This is a genomic window from Naasia aerilata, assembly GCF_030296595.1.
GTDB classification, from domain to species: Bacteria; Actinomycetota; Actinomycetes; order Actinomycetales; family Microbacteriaceae; genus Naasia; species Naasia aerilata.
In genome coordinates, this window is the sequence record NZ_AP027731.1 from 901435 (window position 1) to 922368 (window position 20934).

At 69.4% G+C, this 20934-nt stretch carries 16 protein-coding genes; 3 read left to right on the forward strand and 13 right to left on the reverse strand.

The features are described from left to right. Nucleotides 1-12: 12 nt before the first annotated feature. Nucleotides 13-849, reverse strand: a complete 837-nt coding sequence (locus tag QUE51_RS04955; RefSeq protein ID WP_350226717.1) for a prepilin peptidase — start codon at nt 847-849, stop codon at nt 13-15. Nucleotides 850-1655: 806 nt separating this feature from the next. Here QUE51_RS04955 and QUE51_RS04960 point away from each other — a divergent pair. The 3 genes from QUE51_RS04960 (at nt 1656) to QUE51_RS04970 (ending at nt 3324) form a co-directional block, all read left to right on the forward strand. After that, complete coding sequence (locus tag QUE51_RS04960; RefSeq protein ID WP_286278518.1) at nt 1656-1883, forward strand: hypothetical protein; 228 nt, start codon at nt 1656-1658, stop codon at nt 1881-1883. A 342-nt stretch (nt 1884-2225) separates the two neighbouring features. Next, nucleotides 2226-2393 (forward strand): hypothetical protein, encoded by a 168-nt coding sequence (locus QUE51_RS04965; protein ID WP_286278519.1) that lies wholly within the window; start codon nt 2226-2228, stop codon nt 2391-2393. A 700-nt stretch (nt 2394-3093) separates the two neighbouring features. Continuing rightward, entirely contained in the window at nt 3094-3324 is a 231-nt protein-coding gene (locus QUE51_RS04970) for a hypothetical protein (RefSeq protein ID WP_286278520.1), read from the forward strand. Here QUE51_RS04970 and QUE51_RS04975 read toward each other — a convergent pair. From QUE51_RS04975 to rpoB, 12 genes are all read right to left on the reverse strand, one after another. Beyond that, nucleotides 3296-3823, reverse strand: a complete 528-nt coding sequence (locus QUE51_RS04975) for a hypothetical protein (protein ID WP_286278521.1) — start codon at nt 3821-3823, stop codon at nt 3296-3298. The two genes, QUE51_RS04970 and QUE51_RS04975, sit on opposite strands and share 29 nt — an antisense overlap. Beyond that, nucleotides 3820-4647 carry a prepilin-type N-terminal cleavage/methylation domain-containing protein gene (locus QUE51_RS04980; protein WP_286278522.1) on the reverse strand — a complete coding sequence of 276 codons (828 nt, stop codon included), beginning with the start codon at nt 4645-4647 and terminating at the stop codon, nt 3820-3822. Before QUE51_RS04980 ends, QUE51_RS04975 begins: the two co-directional genes overlap by 4 nt. A 104-nt stretch (nt 4648-4751) precedes the next feature. Further along, nucleotides 4752-5171: a type II secretion system protein gene (locus QUE51_RS04985; RefSeq protein ID WP_286278523.1), complete on the reverse strand. Its 420-nt coding sequence runs from the start codon at nt 5169-5171 to the stop codon at nt 4752-4754. 302 nt (nt 5172-5473) lie between these two features. Next, entirely contained in the window at nt 5474-6049 is a 576-nt protein-coding gene (locus QUE51_RS17805; RefSeq protein ID WP_350226718.1) for a type II secretion system F family protein, read from the reverse strand. After that, nucleotides 6046-6705 (reverse strand): type II secretion system F family protein, encoded by a 660-nt coding sequence (locus QUE51_RS17810; protein ID WP_350226719.1) that lies wholly within the window; start codon nt 6703-6705, stop codon nt 6046-6048. Before QUE51_RS17810 ends, QUE51_RS17805 begins: the two co-directional genes overlap by 4 nt. After that, nucleotides 6702-8192, reverse strand: coding sequence for a type IV pilus twitching motility protein PilT (locus tag QUE51_RS04995; RefSeq protein ID WP_286278524.1), 1491 nt, complete (start codon nt 8190-8192; stop codon nt 6702-6704). The genes QUE51_RS17810 and QUE51_RS04995 overlap by 4 nt, the downstream gene beginning before the upstream one ends. Before the next feature lie 35 nt (nt 8193-8227). After that, entirely contained in the window at nt 8228-9889 is a 1662-nt protein-coding gene (locus QUE51_RS05000; protein WP_286278525.1) for a GspE/PulE family protein, read from the reverse strand. 169 nt (nt 9890-10058) lie between these two features. Next, nucleotides 10059-10454 carry a hypothetical protein gene (locus tag QUE51_RS05005; protein ID WP_286278526.1) on the reverse strand — a complete coding sequence of 132 codons (396 nt, stop codon included), beginning with the start codon at nt 10452-10454 and terminating at the stop codon, nt 10059-10061. Continuing rightward, nucleotides 10454-11662 carry a type IV pilus twitching motility protein PilT gene (locus QUE51_RS05010; protein WP_286278527.1) on the reverse strand — a complete coding sequence of 403 codons (1209 nt, stop codon included), beginning with the start codon at nt 11660-11662 and terminating at the stop codon, nt 10454-10456. The genes QUE51_RS05005 and QUE51_RS05010 overlap by 1 nt, the downstream gene beginning before the upstream one ends. A gap of 483 nt (nt 11663-12145) precedes the next feature. Next, nucleotides 12146-12715, reverse strand: coding sequence for a hypothetical protein (locus QUE51_RS05015; RefSeq protein WP_286278528.1), 570 nt, complete (start codon nt 12713-12715; stop codon nt 12146-12148). A 480-nt stretch (nt 12716-13195) separates the two neighbouring features. After that, the gene (locus QUE51_RS05020; RefSeq protein ID WP_286278529.1) at nt 13196-17062 is read right to left on the reverse strand and encodes a DNA-directed RNA polymerase subunit beta'; all 3867 of its coding nucleotides are present in this window, start codon (nt 17060-17062) and stop codon (nt 13196-13198) included. 54 nt (nt 17063-17116) lie between these two features. After that, complete coding sequence (rpoB, locus tag QUE51_RS05025; RefSeq protein ID WP_286278530.1) at nt 17117-20605, reverse strand: DNA-directed RNA polymerase subunit beta; 3489 nt, start codon at nt 20603-20605, stop codon at nt 17117-17119. Between the last annotated feature and the right edge of the window lie 329 nt (nt 20606-20934).

The following is a 20934-nucleotide window of genomic DNA, read 5'->3' on the forward strand; positions in this document are numbered from 1 at the left end:
GTGCTCCTCAGTTCAATCCGGCAAGCGAGAGGTAGGCGGCGGCGAGGGCTCGCCGGCGAGGATCCCGATCCAGGCGCCCGCGAGCATCCACGGGCCGAACGGGAGAGCGGTGCGCCGTGTGCCGCGGCGGGCGACGAGCACGACGATCCCGGCGATTCCGCCGAGGAGGAAGGCGGCGAAGATGCCGACCAGGAGGGGTGCGGGACCCAGGAAGCCGAGGAAGAGGCCGAGCACGCCGGCGAGCTTCACGTCACCCATGCCCATGCCGCCCGGACGGGCGATGGCGAGCCCGAGGTGCAGCCCGAAGGACGCGACGGCGCCGACGCCCGCCGTGGCGAGCGCGACGAGGTCGCCGGTGAGCGCACCGGCCGTGCCGAGCAGCACGGCGGCCACGAGGTAGGCGGGCAGCACGATGCGGTTCGGCAGCCGGTGCAGCTCGAGGTCGATCGCGGTGAGCGCCACGGAGATCGCGGCGAGGTAGAGGAACGCGACGAGGGTCAGAAGGCCCGCGGCGAGCGCTGCCCCGTCGGTGACGTCGATCGGCAGGAAGCGGACGGCGACGACCACGAACGCGCCGGCGGTGAGCGCCTCGACGGCCGGGTAGCGGGCGGGGATGGCCATCCGGCAACTGCGGCATCGTCCGCCGAGCAGCAGCCAGGACAGCACCGGGACGTTGTCCCGTGCGGCGATGGCGCTGCCGCAGCCGGGGCACGCCGAGGCGGGCGCGACGACGGACAGCCGGCGGGGCACGCGGTGCACCACGACGTTGAGGAAGGAGCCGATCGCCAGCCCGAAGACGGCGACCAGGGCGGGCGCGAAGCGCAGCACCGCGGCGGTATCGGCGATCACTGGGCCACCCCTTCGCGGTGAAGGCGGAGGGCACGTCGGCGACCTGCGTCACGGCGTAGGTGGTCGAGGTGGGCTGGAGGAACTTGGGCGGCGCAGCGGAGCGGAGGCGGGTGTCGTAGTTGTAGTTCTTCGCGAACCCGGATCCGATCCCGCCGCCGGAGGACTGCGCCACCGGGCCGCGGAAGTACTGGACGATCGCACCGAGCACGGTGAGCGTGCCGCGCGCGGGAGCCACCGTGTAGTTCTGCACGGTGAAGGTGTGGGCCGTGGACATGATGGCCGCCTGCACGGTGCGGTTCGCCGACGGGTCGACGAGCCCGCCCCCGTTCGCCCGGGGGTTCCACACCTGGACGGCGTTGTTGCCGATCAGGCCGAGGATGTCGCGCTGGGAATTCACGTAGGTGAGGTTGCCGGTGATGTAGATGTAGTTCTCCGCGGCGACGGTGATGGCCCCCGCGACGCCTCCTCGCACGAAGGCGTCGCCGTTGCGGCATCCGTAGGCGGGGTTGGTCGCGCTGGTGCCGATGGGCTGAGCCTCGTTGGCGGTCGGATAGGACGCCCCGCCGAAGGTCCAGCCCGGGAAGTCACTGGTTCCGAAGCAGGTGAAGTTGTTCGGATAGGTGCCGGCGCTCCAGGCATTGGGATCGCTCGTCCCCGCCGGCACGTTCTGGACGTAGACGAGGTTGCTCGGAACCACCGGGATCGTCGCTCCGTTGGCGCTGCCGAGCGCGTTGCCGTTGGTGCCCGTCTTGCCGCACAGCGCGGCCGGGCTCTTGCTGGGGATCCCCTGCGTGAGGGAGGGCTGGGTGACGAGGGTCCACGGCGACTTCACGGTCATGGTGCCATCGCCGTTGAAGGTGATCTGCGTGGGCCCGGTGTACATGCACCCGGGCCGGGCGGTGTCGAGGTCGACCCGCGTCTCCTCCTTGAGCGCGAGGTTGGTCGCCGGCATGCCGAGCATCCCCTTGAGCGCGGGTCCGGTCCCCACGGCGAACGTGGGGGTCGTTGTGCTGCAGCCGGACGGGATCGAGTAGTAGCGCGGCTCGCTGAGCTTGCTCGCGGTCGTCACCGGACCGTTGAACCGGGCGCCGCAGATCTGGAGCTCGTCGTTGCTGTGCAGGGGCCCGTTGATGGTGTCGGCGGCGGCGAACTGGATGATCGGGCAGGTCGCGACGTTGCGGGCGGGTGTGGCCCAGGCGTAGGTGTCGCAGTCCGACACAGGCCGGCCGCGCAGTGTCGGGTCCTGCACCTCCTTGTCGGTGAAGTAGAGGAAGTCGAGGAAGCCCGTCTGCCGCAGATCGGCGACGATGGAGCGCGTCTGGTCGCCCGCGCGACCGGTCACGCGGAGGTGGATGATGCCCGCGGAGGCGTAGTCGGTGTTGTCCACCTCGTACCGGTACGCGGCGGTGCCGCCCGGGATGGTGGCCCAGGGTCCCGAGGCGCCGATCCCGAAGGCCGGGTTCGCGGTCGCTCCGGAAGGCAGCGTGACGGTGCTGCTGCTGACCGCGCTGAACGGCGCCGACGGGTTGCCGTACTGCGAATAGGTGCTGTCGTTGCCGAGCCGGCTCTGGTACTCGGCAAGCCCGCCGTAGGCGGCGCTGAGGGCGGCGTTCCAGTCGTCGTCGGTGCGCGCCTTCGTGAAGCCGCCCGTCGCGACCCCCAGAGACCCCGCGACCATGAGGAGCAGCACGATGCCGATGCCCATCACTGCGAGCAGCGCATAGCCGTCGTCGTCGCGGCGGATCCGGCGGAATAGCTTGGTGAACATCAGCGGCTCCCCCGGTGTAGGCGAGGTTCGGCATGCCGACGGTGTTCTGCAGGACGATCACGGGAGCGGACGCTGACGAGGCACCGCGGACGCGGACCGTGACCTTGACGGACGCCACGGAGGCGCGCTGGTCGGGGGTCAGCCCCGTGCTGCCGGGAGGAACGGCCGCGCCGGCGCCGTTGAGATAGACGAACAGCGGATCGTCGGTCCCGGTGGGTGCCACGACCACGCCGCCGAGCGTGCGGGTGAGCTCCGCAGCCCCCGTGCCGAACGTCCAGTAGCCGCCCGAGGCGACTGCACGCCAGCGCTCCTCGACCAGCTGCCCGCCCACCACTGTGAAGCGCACCTTCACGGGAGCGGGCGCCGAGGCGCTCGCTCCCGTCAGGGAGTAGAGGGTGACGGACTGAGCCGTGCCGGCGACGATGGCCGCGTCAAGGGTCGGCTGACCGGCGACCGCATTCGGGGTCGCCGAGCGGATGACCCGGCTGAGCTCGTTCGCGAGCGTGCCGGCGGTGCTCGAGCCCTCGCGGGACTGGTTCGCGGAGGTGGTCGCCCGCGCGATGTTGACGAACATGGTGCCGACCATGGCGAGCAGGACAGCGCTCAGCATCATGGAGACGAGGAGCTCGACCATGCCGATCCCCGATTCCTGGGTGCGGAGGCGACGACGGAGGGCGTTCATGCCAGCGGCCTCGGGTCGAGGGTGACGACCGGCGTCGAGACGGCTGGGCCGGCCGCGTTGGTCGGCGCGGTGAGCCGGGCGGGCGGGATCGCGACCCAGGTGCCGTCCGGCGCCTTCTCCTGCACGGTCCAGGAGCCGAAGGGCACCCCGAGCGTGACCGCCCCGGAAGCGGGAAGGGCATCCCAGGTGTAGGTCATCGGGACGGAGCAGCCGGGATCCCCGGTTCCCGCGGCGGCGGGAGCGGAGACCACGCGGACGGACGTCGGACCGGCGAGCGCGACCCCGACCTGCGCGGTCCGCACGTCGACGCCCGCGGTGCCGCGCGCGGTGGCGGCAGCGGCGGGGCTGCGCGTTCCGGCCGCGAGCGCCTTGCCGGCGACGGTTCCGGCGGTCCACGAACCGGGATCGATGGAGGCGCAGGCCGGAACCCCGGCCGAGTTGACGGCCTTGCCCGCGACAGCGGCGTAGCCGGACCCGGAGGGGAAGAGCGGAACGAGCTGAGGGGTGCCGTGCACCACGCTCACCCCGGTCGCGCCGAAGTAGCTGACGTCGAGACCGGAGGTGGGCAGGAGGGGCGTGGGGTTGGAGCCGGCGCCGTAGCGGGGCAGGAGAGAGGCGGCGTAGTCGTAGAGGAACGAGCTCGCGATGGTCTCCCCTTCTTGACGACGATGGTCTTGACGGGCGTGCTCTGCTGAGCGGGGTCGAGCGAGGCGCTGCGGGAGACCCGGACCTCGTAGGTGCCCTCGCTGACCTTGAACGCGTAGCTGCAGCCGTCGGCGTCCGTGCTCGGGATGGAGCTCGTCACCGTCGCTCCGCCCGCGGTCGACGAGAGGCTCACGGTGACGCCGGAGGCGCCTGCGCCGTTGGCGTCGAGCACCGAGACGAGCACGGAGCCGTAGCGGGGGTCGTTGAGGCGGGAGCTGGGCGCGAGGATCGTGTCGGCGCGCGCAGCGGAGTTGCTGTTGAGCTGCCCCGACCAGGAGACGGCGACGTTGACCCGCTTGTACTGCAGGTTGCCGGTGCCGGTGCCGCAGCCGCTCGAGGTGCCGGTCGTGGAGACCCACCCGGCCGAGCGCGCGACGGTGTAGCGGGTGCCGTCGATCGTCACGGTGCGCGTGGCGTCGAGGACGGTGAAGGGATCCGGTGCTGCGCGCACGGCGTCGATCTCGCTTGCGGCGAGGTTCGCGGCGACCTCGCGCGAGCGCGCGTCGCCGGTCATCCGGATGGTGGTGATCGTGGAGAAGCTGACGCCGAGGGCGATGATCGCGAAGACCATCATGGCGACCACGACCTCGATGATCGTGAAGCCGTCGTCGTTCGTCCGGCGGAGTTCGTTGGTGTCGACCACGGTTCACCTCCCCAAGGCGTGCGGTCGGGTACAGCAGAGGTGTTCAGATGTGCCTGTGGGGCGCCGCGTCAGCGACGCCCCACAGGGTGGTGCAGAGGTGCTGGTTACGAGCAGGCGCCGCTGACGACGCCGGCCGACTCGGTGATCTTGAACGAGTTGGTCGAGCCCGAGTCGCTGACGAGGTCGAGGCAGAAGCTCGTCGAGCTGACGATGCCGCTGATGTCGAGGGTCGCGGTGGTGCTCTTGGTGTAGCCGTAGGTGCCGAGGGCGGAGAGCGCCGGCGCCGCGGCCGAGCTGCCCTTGTCGGTGTAGTAGGCGACGACGGCGGTCTTCGCGTTGGTCAGGTCCGACTTGGCGGCGCTGTCCTTCGCGTTGTTCTGGACGCCGATGTACACCGGGATGGCGATGGCGGCCAGGATGCCGATGATGATGACGACCACGAGGAGCTCGATGAGGGTGAAGCCCTCGTCGCTCTTCTTCAGGCGGTCGCGAGAACGCGCGAGCGCGTCTGCGATGCGAATCATTGGATTCCCCATTTCGTGAAGTTGGACTGTCGGAGCCGGAAGCTCCCCGAGCATCCGGTGGTGTGATCTCCGACGTCTCAACGGTAGGGGGACCCCGGGGGTCCCCCAGTCCACGAATGGGGGGTTTATGCCCTGATCACGCGCCCAATAGGAGGGACATGGCGCCCCTCGACCGGGGTACATCGGGCCTCGGACGGCGATGGCGAGGGTCGTGCGGAGGCATGCTCGACCCACGGGGAAAGCTGCCGTCGGCGCCCTCGAGGACGCCGCCGTCGACGCTCAGTGGACGCCGCCGGCGAGGCTCAGTGGACGAGCGTCGCGATGTTGAAGATCGGCATGTAGAGGGCGACGATCATGCCGCCGACCACTACGCCGAGGAAGGCGATGAGGAGGGGCTCGATGAGCGAGGTGAGCGCCGCCGTGGTGGCCTCGATCTCGGAGTCGTAGAACTCGCTCACCTTGACGAGCATCGTCTCGAGCGCGCCCGAGTCCTCCCCGACGGAGATCATCTGGGCCACCATGGGCGGGAAGACGGTCTCCTTGGAGAGCTGCTCGGCGATCGGCCGGCCCTGCCGCACGGACTCGCCGATCTTGGTGGCGGCGTTCTCGAGGACCCAGTTGCCGGACGTCGACCCGACGACCGCCAGAGCGGTGAGGATCGGCACACCGGCGGCGATCATGTCGGCGAAGTTGCGGGTGAAGCGCGCGATCGCGATCTTGCCCATGAGCGGGCCGAAGACGGGAAGCTTGAGCTTCGCGGTGTCCACGACCTTGCGCACGCTGTCCTTGTCCTTGTTCCCGCGCCACCAGACGGAGCCGGCGATCGCGGCGACCGCGAGCAGCGGCAGCAGCCAGACCATGTTCTGCGAGATGGTCACGAGCATCTGGGTGGGCAGCGGCAGCTGTCCCCCAGCCCCTCGAACATGTGCTGGAACACCGGGACGATGAACACGAGCATGGCGATGACGGCTACGAGCGACATCAGCAGCACCATGACCGGATAGGTCATGGCCGACTTGATGGTGGCCCGCAGCTTCGCCTCCTTCTCGAAGTTCGTCGCGATGGAGGCGAGGGCGCCGTCGAGGAACCCGCCCGTCTCCCCCGCCCGGACCATGTTGATCATGAGCGGCGGGAAGATCTTCGGGTGCTTGGCGAGGGCCGTCGAGAAGGCGATGCCGGTCTCGACGTCCTGCGTGACCTGCCCCAGGACCTCGGCGAGCTTCTTGTTCTGGCTCTGCTCGCTGAGGATGCTCAGCGTCCGCAGCAGCGAGAGGCCGGCCGAGAGCATGGTGGCGAGCTGGCGGCTGACGACCGCGAGGTCCTTCAGGCCGACGCCCTTGCTGAGGCCCGGGATCTCGATCTCGCGCTGCAGGCCCGTGCCCGGCACGAACTCGTCGATGGCGACGGGCGCGAGCCCCATGCCGCGGAGCTTGCCGAGCGCGGCCGCCTCGCTCGCGGCGTCGAGCCTGCCCTTGACGAGCTTCCCCGCCGAGTTGCGGCTGCGGTGGGTGTAGGTCTTGACGGCGATGCTCACGACAGGACTCCCTGCCCGGCGGTCGCGGCCTCGGCGTAGGCGAGATCGAGGTCGCCCATGCCGGCGCCGGCGCGGCCGAGCAGGCGGCCGAGGCCCTCGAGGTCGTGCGCCTTCTCGGCGGCGGCCTGCCGGGTGATCGTGCCCTGCGCGACGAGGTCGGCGAGGTGCTGGTCCATCGTGTGCATGCCGAGGTCGCGCCCGGCCTGCATGGCGGAGGAGATCTGGAAGGTCTTGCCCTCGCGGATCAGGTTCGCAACGGCGGGCGTCGTGACGAGCACCTCGGTGGCCACGGCGCGGCCGGAGCCGCTCGCCTTGCGCACGAGCGTCTGGCTCACGACGCCCTGCAGCGTGCCGGCCAGCTGTGCGCGGACCTGGCCCTGCTGGGCGGGCGCGAAGACGTCGATGATGCGGTCGACCGTCTGTGCGGCATCCTGCGTGTGCAGGGTCGCGAAGACGAGGTGGCCGGTCTCGGCCGCGGTCAGCGCGACGCTGATCGTCTCGAGGTCGCGCAGCTCGCCGATGAGGATGATGTCGGGGTCCTGCCGCAGCACGTGCTTCAGGGCCGCCGCGAAGCTGTGCGTGTCGGCACCCACCTCGCGCTGGTTGACGAGGGACCGCTTGTTGCTGTGCAGGAACTCGATCGGGTCCTCGACCGTCATGATGTGGTCGCTGCGGGTCCGGTTGGCGAGGTCGATGAGCGCCGCGAGGGTCGTCGACTTGCCCGAGCCGGTGGGCCCGGTGACGAGGACGAGGCCGCGCGGGAGCTGGGCGAAGCGCGCGACGGAGTCGGGGATGCCGAGCTCCTCGAGCGACTTGATGTTGGTCGGGATGAGCCGGAACGCCGCGCCCATCGACTCGCGCTGCTGGTACACGTTGACGCGGAAGCGGTACTCGTCGGAGAGCGAGTAGGCGAAGTCGAGCTCGAGCTCCTGCGCGAAGCGGAGGCGCTGCGTCTCGCTCATGACGGCACGGAGGATCGCGCCGACCTCGGCGCCGGACCAGATGGGGGCGTCGGGGATGGAGGCGAGGGAGCCGTCGACGCGCACCTTGGGCGGCGCGCCGGCACCGAGGTGCAGGTCGGAGGCGCCGCGGTCCACGACGGCCTGGAGGGCGGCGCGCAGGGCGGCCTCCGGGTCCCGGCCGACCGCGAACGGCGCCGACGGGGCGGCGGGAGCGACGACCGGAGGCACGACCGCGGCGGGCGCCGCGAACGGCACGCCCAGGTCGACCGGCGCGGCGGGCTGCTCGAGGGGCTCCTCCAGCAGCACGGGCACCTCGCCGGTGTCCTCGAGGACGGGCATGCGCGCGGCGGCTGCCGCGGCGGCCGCGATCGTCTCGTCGTCCACGACGGCGGCACGCCGGCCGCGGGGCCGGGTCTCCCCGAGCGGCATCGGCACGAAGTCGCCGCCGCGCGGCGTCTCGTCGACGCCGATGTCCCAGACCGTGTGCGACCGCGGGCGGTCCCCCGGAAGATTGTTCTCGCTCATGTGACTGTCCCCCCAGTTCACGTAGCTTCCGCTCGTCAGGCGACGACGCGGAGCACCTCGTCCAATGACGTCAAGCCGGCACGGACCTTGGCCCACCCGTCCTGACGGAGCGTGATCATGCCCTCCGCCTCGGCCGTGCGGGCGATCTCCGCGCTCGAGGCGCGGGCGACGGCGAGCCGCTCGATCTGCTCCGAGACGGCCATGACCTCGTGCAGCGCGAGCCGTCCGCGGTACCCGGTGCCGGAGCAGGCGGCGCAGCCCGCGGCGCGGAAGAACGGCAGCTTGGCGTCGAGCACGCGGTCAGGGAAGCCCAGCGCGAGCAGTTCCGTGGCGCTGATCTCGTGCGGCTCCTTGCACTTCTCGCACAGCCGCCGCGCGAGGCGCTGAGCGACGACGCAGTCGAGGGCGCTGCCGACGAGGAAGGGCTCGATGTCCATCTCGATGAGACGGGTGACGGCGCTCGGGGCGTCGTTGGTGTGCAGCGTCGAGAGCACGAGGTGGCCGGTCAGCGACGCCTCGATGGCGATCTGGGCCGTCTCCTTGTCGCGGATCTCACCGAGCAGCACCACATCCGGGTCGCTGCGGAGGATGGAGCGGAGGGCGCTCGCGAAGGTGAGACCCGCCTTGGGGTTCACCTGCACCTGGTTGATGCCCTCCATCCGGTACTCCACCGGGTCCTCGACGGTGATCACGTTGATCTCCGGCCGGGCCACCGCGTGCAGCGTGGTGTAGAGGGTCGTCGACTTGCCCGACCCCGTGGGGCCGGTGACGAGGATCATGCCGTAGGGCTTGGTGTAGGAGCGCTGGTAGGTCTCGAAGTTGCGCTCGAGCATGGCGAGCTCGCTCATGTTGCGCTTGGTGTTCGAGTTGTCGAGGATGCGCATGACGACCTTCTCGCCCCACACCGTGGGAAGGGTCGCGACGCGGAGATCGATCTGCCGGCCGCCGTGCGACACGGACATGCGCCCGTCCTGGGGACGGCGGCGCTCGGCGATGTTGATCTCGCTCATGATCTTGAGGCGGGAGATGACGCCGGCCTGGATGTTGCGGGGAGCGCGCTGCACCTCGTGGAGGACTCCGTCGATGCGGTAGCGGACGCGCAGCTCCTCCTCACCCGGCTCGATGTGGATGTCGGAGGCGTTGTCCTTGATCGCCTGGCTCACGAGCAGGTTCACGAAGCGCACGATGGGCGCGTCGTCGTCGTCCGTCTCGATCTGCGCGTCGACGACGGTCGCTGAGCTCTCGCGCTCGAAGGAGGTGGTGAGGTCGTTGAGCTCGATGTCGTTGCGGTAGAAGCGGTCGATGGCCGCCATCAGATCCGCGTGCTCGGCCACGGCCGGGCGGATGGGCATGGCAGCGGCGGCGCGGACATCGTCGAGGGCGAGCACGTCGTTCGGGTCGCTCATCGCGAGAACCAGGCGGCCCTGCTCGACCCCGAGGGGCAGCACGGCGTGCCGGCGGCACAGGGTGGAGGGCACGAGGGCGACGGCGGACGCGTCCGGCTGGCGCTCGGCGAGCTCGACGAAGGCGAAGCCGAGCTGCGATGCCCGGGCGGCGGCGACCTGGGCGGCGGTGACGGCACCCGAGGCGAGGTACTCGCGAACGCGAGCCTCGTCGTCGGATCCCTCGCCGATCCGGTCGATGGCGTCGACGGGCAGGTGGCCACGCACGACGAGCACTTCGGTGAGTGAAGTCACGAGCCCCTCTTCGAATCGGCGGCCATAGGCAGGGGAGTCCCCCTGGGTGTCCCCCAAGGTATTGGCCATGTCCCCCAGCCAACGAGCCCCCTTAGGTGGGGCGCCCGTAAGAGGGTCGGACCTCGAATCGCCTGATCCGGCGCCGGTGTCGCCGCCGGATCCTCGACTCCTACCTGCCACAGGTCTCCTCCATGAGCCGGGCGACGAGCCGGCGGACCTGCGGTTCGACGTACGCCTCCACCGCCCAGGTGATGACGGAGTGGCGGGGCAGGATGCGGCCGATCGCGCGGCGGCGCAGCACCTCGGCCACGGCGAGGTCGCCGAGGGGCGAATCGTCTCCGGTGTCGGCGCGCGTGGTGATGAGCGACTCGAGCGGGGCGGCGAGCAGGTGCAGGAGGTCGTGCGGGACCTCGTCCAGCTGCAGCTCGGCGGCGTAGCGGAGGCAGACGCGGCAGATGCCGGAGCCGCCCTCGGCGCTCTCGAGCTGCCAGATGCTGAGGCCGGTGGTCCAGGCCGCGACGATGGCGTCGACCTCGGCGTCGATGTCGGGGGTGAAGGGAAGCATCAGGCGCTCCGCTCGAGGCCGGCGTTCGCGGCCCAGTCGGCGAGCGAGCCGCGCAGGAGACGGGAGAGGATCTCCTTGTCGTGCGCGACCTGCAGGGCGGCGGATGAGGACACCGTGCCCTCGAGCACGAGCTCCGCGAGGCGCTGATCCATGGTCTGCATGCCGTGGGCGGCGCCCATCGCGAGGGCCGACGGGATCTGGTGCGTCCGGCCGGACCGGACCAGGTTCGCGATCGCCGGGGTCATGAGCAGCACCTCGGCGGCGGCCACGCGGCCGCTGCCCGTGGCGCGGGGCAGGAGGGTCTGGGCGACCACGGCCTTGAGCGTCTGGGCCAGCTGCGACCGCACCTGCTCCTGTGCGCCGGCCGGGAAGACGTCGACGATGCGGTCGATGGTCTGAGCGGCGTCGGGCGTGTGCAGGGTCGCGAGGACGAGGTGGCCGGTCTCCGCGGCGCTGAGCGCGACCGAGATGGTCTCGGGGTCGCGGAGCTCGCCGAGCAGGATCACGTCGGGGTCCTGGCGGAGCGCCTGGCGGAGCGCGGACGCGTAGTCGCGGGTGTCGCGGTCGATCTCGCGCTGGTTCACGACGGCCTTCTTGCCCTCGTGCACCACCTCGATCGGGTCCTCGATCGTGAGGATGTGGCACGACCGCGTGGAGTTGATCCGGTCGAGGATCGCCGCCAGCGTCGCGGACTTGCCGGAGCCGGTCGGCCCCGTGACGAGGACGAGGCCCCGCGGAAGGTCGGCCAGCTCGGCGATGGCGTCCGGCAGGCCGAGCTGGCGGACCGACTTCACGCCGGCGGGGACCAGGCGGAGGGCGGCGCCCACCATGCCGCGGGAGCGGTAGGCGTTGGCGCGGACGCGGATGCCGTCCTCGGTCTCCCACGCGAAGTCGAGCTCGAGCTCCTGGTCGAACCGGGCCTGCTGCTCGGGGCTCATCACGGTGGAGAGCTCGGCCTCGAGCAGACCGGCGGGCCACGCGGCGGTGTCCTCGAGCGGGACGAGGGTTCCGTCCACGCGTGCCCGGGGCACGGAGCCCGCTGCGAGGTGCAGGTCGGAGCCGCCGAGCGCGCGAACGCGACGGACGGCCTCGAGAAGAGGCGAAGCGGGGTCGGCGAGGCGCCGGCTTGCGCGGGACGGGGTGCTGAGGGTCGACGGAACGCTGGTGGGTACAGCGCTGCGGACCCCGATTTTCGGGTTCGTGGTCACGGCTCTGGTTCGGGTAGCAGTGCCGGGGGCGATGGGTGGTCGCGGCCGGACGACCGATCGGGTATCGGGCGTGATCCGAGGCTAGGACCGGGCGAACGCCCTCACGAGTCCACAAACGGGGGTCACGCGCCCGAACTGCCCCACGCAGTACCGGTTCCGCGAGGACGCAACTCTCTGCTGGTACGGAAGGCCGGGCCGCCGCCCCGGGCCGGCCGGGCTGCCCCCGACGCACGCCGCGCGAGGAGCGGCGGGCAAATAGGCGGGGTGGTCCCCGGGCGACGCTCCCCCGAACGCAGCCCGGGGTGATTCCCCCTGGTATTGAAGGTACGGGTCAGTCTTACGCCGCGGAATCCCTTTTCCGGGTGTCGGCACTTATGAGGACACGGCGGGGTCCTTCCGCCGAGCGCGGTGCGAGACGCCGAACGCGCCCTGGAGAAGGGGCGCGTTCGGCGGTACAGGGCGCGCTCGGCAGGAGGTGAAGGGCTACGCCCCGCAGACCTCGCTGACGAGCTCCTCGGCCATGCGCTGGATCTTGGGCTCGATGTAGGCGTCGACGGCCCGCAGCACCACGGTGCGCTGGTTGCCGAGCCGGTTCACGGCCGCGTGGAAGAGCCCGTAGTACAGGCGGACGAGCTCGACGCGGGCCTCCGCGGCCTGCACGGGCGTCACGCCGCCGTGCAGCAGGGCGTCCAGGGGCGTCGCCGGCTCGTCGTCGTCGAGCAGCTCGTCGACCTCACGGCCGTCGCTCGCGGTAATCCGGACGATGCCGCGGTCGAGCCACACCTTCCACTCGCCGTCCCGCTCGAGCTCGGGGAACTTGGCCGCGGAGTTGCGAAGGAAGTGCTCGATGAGCAGCGACTCGACGCTCGTCACGAGCGCGTGCAGGGGGCCGTGGGGCAGGTCGTCGAGACCGAGCTCATCGGCGTAGCGCGGGCAGATCGTGCAGACGTCGCTGCGCCGGCGCAGGGTGCCGGGCTCCCAGCGCGGCAGCCAGGCGAGCCACTGGGCGATGGAGCGGTCGAGCTCCCGTTCGAAGCGGTAGGGACGCAGCATGGCTAGGCCCCCATCCGTGCGCGGGAGGGACGGGCGGGAGAAGTCGAGAGCGCGCCTCGGGTAAAGGAGCGGCCGACCACGTTCGGGTATGTGGTCACGATATGTCCGGGTGTGTGCAGGGGCGCCGCGATTGGGGTCGAAAGCAGCGTGCCCGTTCGGGTGTTCGGGCAAGTGTCACGCTATCGCCCGGAACAGGCTCCTCACCAGGCCTCGAACGGGGGTAGCCCACCCGGTTGACCCCCGCTGTTCCGCGGGTCTAATGGGGGTCGGCTGCGATTTCGCCCCCAACCGCTGATTGAGGAGCTCGCGCAAGCGAGCGTTTAGAAATCACACCATGCCTCGAGGTTGAGCCCGCTGAAATGCGGCCTGATTTCGCGACGCGACCTGCGGCCGCTCCTCAATCATCGGGAGGACGGGGAAACCGGTTAACGGCGAAAGCCCCCGCTCACCGAGCGGGGGCTTTCGCGGTGTCTGATCAGATCAGTTGTAGGTGCCGGGGGTGAAGTCGTCGCTGCTGAAGCTGTCGAAGTCGACGAACGACAGGTCGCTCTCCGAGAACACCGACTCGTCTCCGAAGATCCGGTTCGGGTAGCGCTCGGCCTTCGCCTCCTCGGTCGGCTCGACCCGGACCTCGCGGTACTTCGCGAGACCGGTCCCCGCGGGGATGAGCTTTCCGATGATGACGTTCTCCTTGAGGCCCATCAGCGGGTCGGACTTGCCCTCCATGGCGGCCTGGGTCAGGACCCGGGTCGTCTCCTGGAAGGACGCGGCCGACAGCCACGACTCGGTCGCGAGCGACGCCTTGGTGATGCCCATGACCTCCTGGCGAGCCGACGCGGGACGGCGACCCTCGCCCACCGCGGTGCGGTTGACGTCCTGGTAGCGCGACCGGTCGACGAGCTCACCGGGGAGCAGGTCGGTGTCACCGTGCTCCACGACGGTCACCTTGCGCAGCATCTGCCGCACGATGACCTCGATGTGCTTGTCGTGGATCGGCACACCCTGCGAGCGGTAGACGCCCTGCACGCCGTCGACCAGGTGCTGCTGCACGGCGCGCACGCCCTTGACGCGCAGCACCTCCTTCGGGTCGACCGACCCGACGTGCAACTGCGTGCCCAGCTCGACGTGCTGACCGTCCTCGACGAGGAGCGTCGCGCGCTTCAGGACCGGGTACACGTGCGCCTCGTCGCCGTTGTCCGGCGTGAGGATGATCCGGCGCTGCCGGTCCGTGTCCTCGATCGTGATGCGGCCGGCGGCCTCCGCGATCGGCGACGCGCTCTTCGGGGTGCGAGCCTCGAAGAGCTCCTGCACGCGGGGAAGACCCTGCGTGATGTCGTCGGCCGACGCCACACCACCGGTGTGGAAGGTGCGCATCGTCAGCTGGGTGCCGGGCTCACCGATGGACTGGGCGGCGATGATGCCGACCGCCTCACCGATGTCGACCAGGTTGCCGGTGGCGAGCGACCGGCCGTAGCAGGCCGCGCAGACGCCGACAGCCGACTCGCAGGTCAGGACCGAGCGCACCTTGATGTGCTCGACACCCGCCTCGAACAGCTTCTCGATGAGCACGTCGCCGACGTCGTCACCGGCGTCCGCGAGCACCTCGCCGGCCTCGTTCACCACGGGGGTGGCGAGGGTGCGGGCGTAGACGGAGTTCTCGACGTTGGGGTCGAGGATGCCGTTCGCCGCGATCGGCAGATCGAGGCCCTTGTTCGTCCCGCAGTCGTCCTCACGGATGATGACGTCCTGCGACACGTCCACGAGACGACGGGTCAGGTAGCCGGAGTCCGCCGTACGGAGAGCCGTGTCGGCGAGACCCTTGCGGGCACCGTGGGTGGAGATGAAGTACTCGGCCACCGTCAGGCCCTCGCGGTACGAGTGCACGATCGGACGCGGGATGATGTCGCCCTTCGGGTTCGACACGAGACCGCGCATACCGGCGATCTGGCGGACCTGCATCCAGTTTCCGCGGGCACCCGACGACACCATCCGGAAGATGTTGTTGTCGGCCGGGAAGTTGTCCTGCATGGCCTGGGCCACCTCGGCGGTCGCCTTGTTCCAGATCTCGATGAGCTCCTGGCGACGCTCGGCGTCGGTCGTGAGGCCCTTGTCGTACTGGCCCTGGACCTTCTTCGCCTGCTTCTCGTAGCCCTCCACAATCGCGCCCTTGGTCGGGGGCGTGATGATGTCGGACAGGGCGACGGTCACACCGGACCGGGTGGCCCAGTAGAAGCCGGCGTCCTTGATGCGGTCCAGCGTCGCCGCGACCTCCACCTTCGGGTACCGCTCAGCGAGGTCGTTGACCAGCTGGGACAGGCGTCCCTTGTCGGCGACGGCCTCCACGTAGGGGTAGTCCACCGGGAGCGCCTCGTTGAAGAGCGCGCGGCCGAGGGTGGTCTCGATCAGGAACGTCTTGCCCTGCTCGAAGCCCTCGGGCGCCTCGCCCTCGGCGAAGTGCAGCCCCTCGAGGCGGATCTTGATCTTCGCGTTGAGGTCGAGCGAGCCCTGGTCCTTCGCGAGGATCGCCTCGGCGACGGACGAGAACGCGCGGCCCTCACCGGCGACACCCTCCTTGAGCGTGGTCAGGTGGTGCAGGCCGATGATCATGTCCTGGCTGGGCAGGGTCACCGGACGGCCGTCCGACGGCTTCAGGATGTTGTTGCTCGCGAGCATGAGGATGCGGGCCTCGGCCTGCGCCTCGACCGACAGCGGCAGGTGGACGGCCATCTGGTCGCCGTCGAAGTCCGCGTTGAATGCGGCGCAGACGAGCGGGTGCAGCTGGATCGCCTTGCCCTCGACGAGCTGAGGCTCGAACGCCTGGATGCCGAGACGGTGCAGCGTGGGCGCGCGGTTCAGCAGAACCGGGCGCTCGCGGATGATCTCCTCGAGCACGTCCCAGACCTGCGGGCGGCTCCGCTCCACCATGCGCTTGGCAGCCTTGATGTTCTGCGCGTGGCTGAGGTCGATGAGGCGCTTGATCACGAACGGCTTGAACAGCTCCAGCGCCATCTGCTTGGGCAGACCGCACTGGTGCAGCTTCAGCTGCGGGCCGACGACGATGACCGAACGGCCGGAGTAGTCGACGCGCTTGCCGAGCAGGTTCTGGCGGAACCGGCCCTGCTTGCCCTTCAGCATGTCGCTGAGGGACTTGAGGGCGCGGTTGCCGGTGCCCGTGACGGGGCGGCCGCGGCGGCCGTTGTCGAACAGTGCGTCGACGGCCTCCTGGAGCATCCGCTTCTCGTTGTTGACGATGATCTCCGGGGCGCCGAGGTCGAGGAGACGACGGAGGCGGTTGTTCCGGTTGATCACGCGGCGGTAGAGGTCGTTCAGGTCGCTGGTCGCGAAGCGGCCACCGTCGAGCTGCACCATCGGGCGCAGCTCCGGCGGGATCACCGGGACGACGTCGAGCACCATGGCGGCCGGCGAGTTGCCGGTCTGCAGGAACGAGTTGACGACACGCAGCCGCTTGATGGCGCGGATCTTCTTCTGGCCCTTGCCCTCGGAGATCTGCAGGCGCAGGTCCTCGGACTCCTTGGCCAGGTCGAAGGCCTCGAGGCGCTTCTTGATCGCCTCGGCGCCCATGTAGGCGTCGAAGTAGATGCCGAAGCGGTCCTGGAGCTCGTGGAAGACGCTGTCCTCGGGCTTGAGGTCGCCGACCTTCAGGCTCTTGAACTCGTCCCACACGCGCTCGAGGTGGGTGATCTGGTCGTCGAACGACTTCCGGATCTGGCCCATCTCCTTCTCGGCGCCGTCCTTCGTGCGGCGCTTCTGGTCGCTCTTCGCGCCCTCCTCCTCGAGCGCGGCGAGGTCGACCTCGAGGCGCTTGAGGCGGTCGTTGATGCGGGAGTCGCGCTGGTCGCTGAGCGCCTTCACCTCGAGGCGGAGCTCGTTCTCGAGGTCGGGCATGTCGGCGTGACGGCCGTCGTCGTCGACCTCGATGATCATGTACGCGGCGAAGTAGATGACCTTCTCGAGGTCCTTCGGCGCCATGTCGAGGAGGTAGCCGAGGCGGCTCGGCACACCCTTGAAGTACCAGATGTGCGTGACGGGCGCGGCGAGCTCGATGTGGCCCATGCGCTCACGGCGCACCGACGACTTCGTGACCTCGACACCGCACCGCTCGCAGACGATGCCCTTGAAGCGGACCCGCTTGTACTTGCCGCAGGCACACTCCCAGTCCCGGCTGGGACCGAAGATCTGCTCGCCGAACAGCCCATCCTTCTCGGGCTTCAGCGTGCGGTAGTTGATCGTCTCGGGCTTCTTGACCTCACCGTGCGACCAGCGGCGGATGTCGTCGGCCGTGGCCAGGCCGATGCGCAGCTCGTCAAAAGTGGTTACGTCGAGCAATTTCTCTTCTTTCCTGCGTTACGTATCGAAATGCGTAGGGAGTAGCTGCGCGGATCAGATGTCGTCGATGGACGACGACTCGAAGCGCGAGGAGATGTTGATGCCGAGCTCCTCGGCGGCACGGAAGACCTCGTCGTCCGTGTCGCGAAGGCTCACCGCGGTGCCGTCGGCCGAGAGGACCTCGACGTTCAGGCACAGCGACTGCATCTCCTTGATGAGCACCTTGAAGCTCTCGGGGATGCCGGGCTCCTGGATGTTCTCGCCCTTGACGATCGCCTCGTACACCTTCACGCGGCCGAGGATGTCGTCGCTCTTGATGGTGAGGAGCTCCTGCAGGGCGTAGGCGGCGCCGTACGCCTCGAGGGCCCACACCTCCATCTCGCCGAACCGCTGGCCGCCGAACTGCGCCTTACCACCGAGCGGCTGCTGGGTGATCATCGAGTACGGGCCGGTGGAGCGGGCGTGGATCTTGTCGTCCACCAGGTGGTGCAGCTTCAGGATGTACATGTAGCCGACACTCACCGGGTCCGGGAACGGCTCACCCGAGCGGCCGTCGAACAGCCGCGTCTTGCCGGACGAGCCGATCAGGCGCTCACCGTCGCGGTTGGGGGTCGTCGAGTCGAGCAGACCCGCGATCTCCTCCTCGAAGGCGCCGTCGAACACCGGGGTCGCGACCTTCGTGCCGGGAGCGGCCGAGTGCGCGGCGGCCGGCAGGCTGCGCGCCCACTCCGGGGAGCCCTCGACGTTCCAGCCCTGCTTGGCGGCCCACCCGAGGTGGGTCTCCAGGACCTGGCCGAAGTTCATGCGACCGGGGATGCCCATCGGGTTGAGGATGATGTCGACCGGAGTTCCGTCGGCAAGGAACGGCATGTCCTCGACCGGCAGGATCTTCGCGATGACGCCCTTGTTGCCGTGACGGCCCGCGAGCTTGTCGCCCTCCGTGATCTTGCGCTTCTGGGCGATGTAGACCACGACGCGCTGGTTGACGCCCGAGCCGAGCTCGTCGTCGTTCTCCGCGGAGAACTCCTTGACGGCGATGATCGTGCCCTCTTCACCGTGGGGAACCTTGAGCGAGGTGTCGCGCACCTCGCGGCTCTTCTCGTTGAAGATGGCGCGCAGCAGGCGCTCCTCGGCACTCAGCTCGGTCTCGCCCTTCGGCGTGACCTTGCCGACGAGGATGTCGCCGGGACGGACCTCGGCGCCGATGCGGATGATGCCGCGCTCGTCGAGGTCGGCGAGCAGCTCCGGGCTCACGTTGGGGAGGTCACGCGTGATCTCCTCCTTGCCGAGCTTGGTGTCGCGGGCGTCGACCTCGTACTCCTCGATGTGGATCGAGGAGAGGACGTCGTCCTTCACCAGGTTCTGGCTGAGGATGATCGCGTCCTCGAAGTTGTGGCCCTCCCACGGCATGAACGCGACGAGCAGGTTCTTGCCGAGCGCGAGCTCGCCGTTCTCCGTCGCCGGACCGTCCGCCAGGACCTGGCCGACCTCCACGCGCTCGCCGGCATCGACGATCACGCGGTGGTTGTACGAGGTGCCCTGGTTGGAGCGGTCGAACTTGCGCAGGTAGTAGTTCTGCGTGCCGCCCTCGTCGAGCTGGATGGTGACGACGTCGGCGGAGACCTCCGCGACGACACCGGCCTTCTCGGCGGTGACCACGTCACCGGCGTCGATGGCCGCGTAGCCCTCCATGCCCGTGCCGACGACCGGCGACTCCGAGCGGAGCAGCGGGACGGCCTGACGCTGCATGTTCGCACCCATCAGGGCGCGGTTCGCGTCGTCGTGCTCGAGGAACGGGATGAGCGAGGTCGCGACCGACACCATCTGGCGCGGGGAGACGTCCATGTAGTCGACGCGGCTCGCGTCGACCAGCTCGACCTCTCCGCCCTTCGGACGGACCAGGACCTGGTCCTCCGCGAAGGTGAAGTCGGGGTTGAGCGGGGCGTTCGCCTGGGCGACGAGGTACTCGTCCTCCTCGCTGGCCGTCAGGTAGTCGATCTGGTCGGTGACCAGCTTGTCGACGACCTTGCGGTACGGCGTCTCGATGAAGCCGAACGAGTTGATCCGGGCGAAGGACGCGAGCGAGCCGATGAGGCCGATGTTCGGGCCTTCCGGGGTCTCGATCGGGCACATGCGGCCGTAGTGGCTCGGGTGCACGTCACGGACCTCGACGCCGGCGCGCTCACGGGAGAGGCCGCCGGGGCCGAGCGCCGACAGGCGGCGCTTGTGGGTCAGACCCGCGAGCGGGTTGTTCTGGTCCATGAACTGCGACAGCTGGCTCGTCCCGAAGAACTCCTTGATCGCGGCCACGACGGGGCGGACGTTGATCAGGGTCTGCGGCGTGATCGCCTCGATGTCCTGCGTGGTCATGCGCTCGCGGACGACGCGCTCCATGCGGGACAGGCCGGTGCGGACCTGGTTCTGGATGAGCTCGCCGACGGCGCGGATGCGGCGGTTGCCGAAGTGGTCGATGTCGTCCACGTCGAGACGCAGCTCCACCGGCTCGCCGTCGCGCACACCGGGCAGCGTGGTCCGGTTGTCGTGCAGCGCGACGAGGTACTTGATCGTCGCGATGATGTCGTCGATCGTCAGGACCGAGTCGGACAGCGGCTTGTCGAGCCCGAGCTTCCGGTTGATCTTGTACCGGCCGACCTTCGCGAGGTCGTAGCGCTTGGGGTTGAAGTAGAAGTTGTCGAGGAGCGCACGCGCGGCCTCGGCGGCCACCTGCTCGCCCGGGCGGAGCTTCCGGTAGATGTCCTTGAGGGCCTCCTCCTTGGTGAGGATGTTGTCCTTCTCAAGGGTCGCCTCGATCGAGGCGTAGCCGGTGAACTCCTGGAGGATCTCCTCGCTCGTGAGGCCGAGGGCCTTGAGGAAGACGGTCACGCTCTGCTTGCGCTTGCGGTCGATGCGGACGCCGACCTGGTCGCGCTTGTCGATCTCGAACTCGAGCCAGGCGCCGCGGCTCGGGATGATGCGGGCCGAGAAGATGTCCTTGTCGGAGGTCTTCTCCTGCGCGCTGTCGAAGTAGACGCCGGGCGAACGGACGAGCTGCGACACGACGACGCGCTCGGTGCCGTTGATGATGAAGGTGCCCTTGTCGGTCATGAGCGGGAAGTCGCCCATGAAGACCGTCTGGGTCTTGATCTCACCGGTCTGGTGGTTCATGAACTCCGCTTCGACGTACAGCGGAGCGGCGTAGGTCTTGCCGCGCTCCTTGCACTCGTCGAGCGTGTACTTCTTCTCCTCCAGGAACGGGTTCGTGAAGGAGAGCTGCATCGTCTCCGCGAGGTCCTCGATGGGCGAGATCTCCTCGAAGATCTCCTCGAGTCCGCTGTTCGCGGGGAGGTCGGTGCGGCCCTCAGCCTTCGCCTGGGCGACCCGCTCCTTCCAGACGTCGCTGCCGACGAGCCAGTCGAAGCTCTCGGTCTGCAGGGCGAGGAGGTCGGGAACGGTGAGGGTGTCGGTGATCTTCGCGAACGAGAGCCGCCCTGCCGAGCGGCCGTTCTTGGGAGTGGTGGACGATGCGTTGTGCGCAGCAGCCAAGGAAATAACCTCCGGGGCCCCGGGACGGGGCCGTGTCACTGTCGGTGTGCCGAGATGGGGATGGAACGATGGGGAAAGCCCCGCGTGAGTGTCACTCGCTAGAGTGGGGCCAGATCGCTCGACGAAACGCCGGGGCCTTCTGCACGAGGCAGCCACTGTCCGGAGGAGGGTCGAGGGTTCTGGGCGCCAGGCCGCCGACCGCAATATGAAGGCGTGGTTCGTCCAAGAAGGAAGAGGGGGAGCGCAAGGATCTACTATATGTCGGCCCGACCGGCATGTAAAGCCGATTCTTGACCTCGCCCCGCATCACCGGGTATAACCCCGCCCTC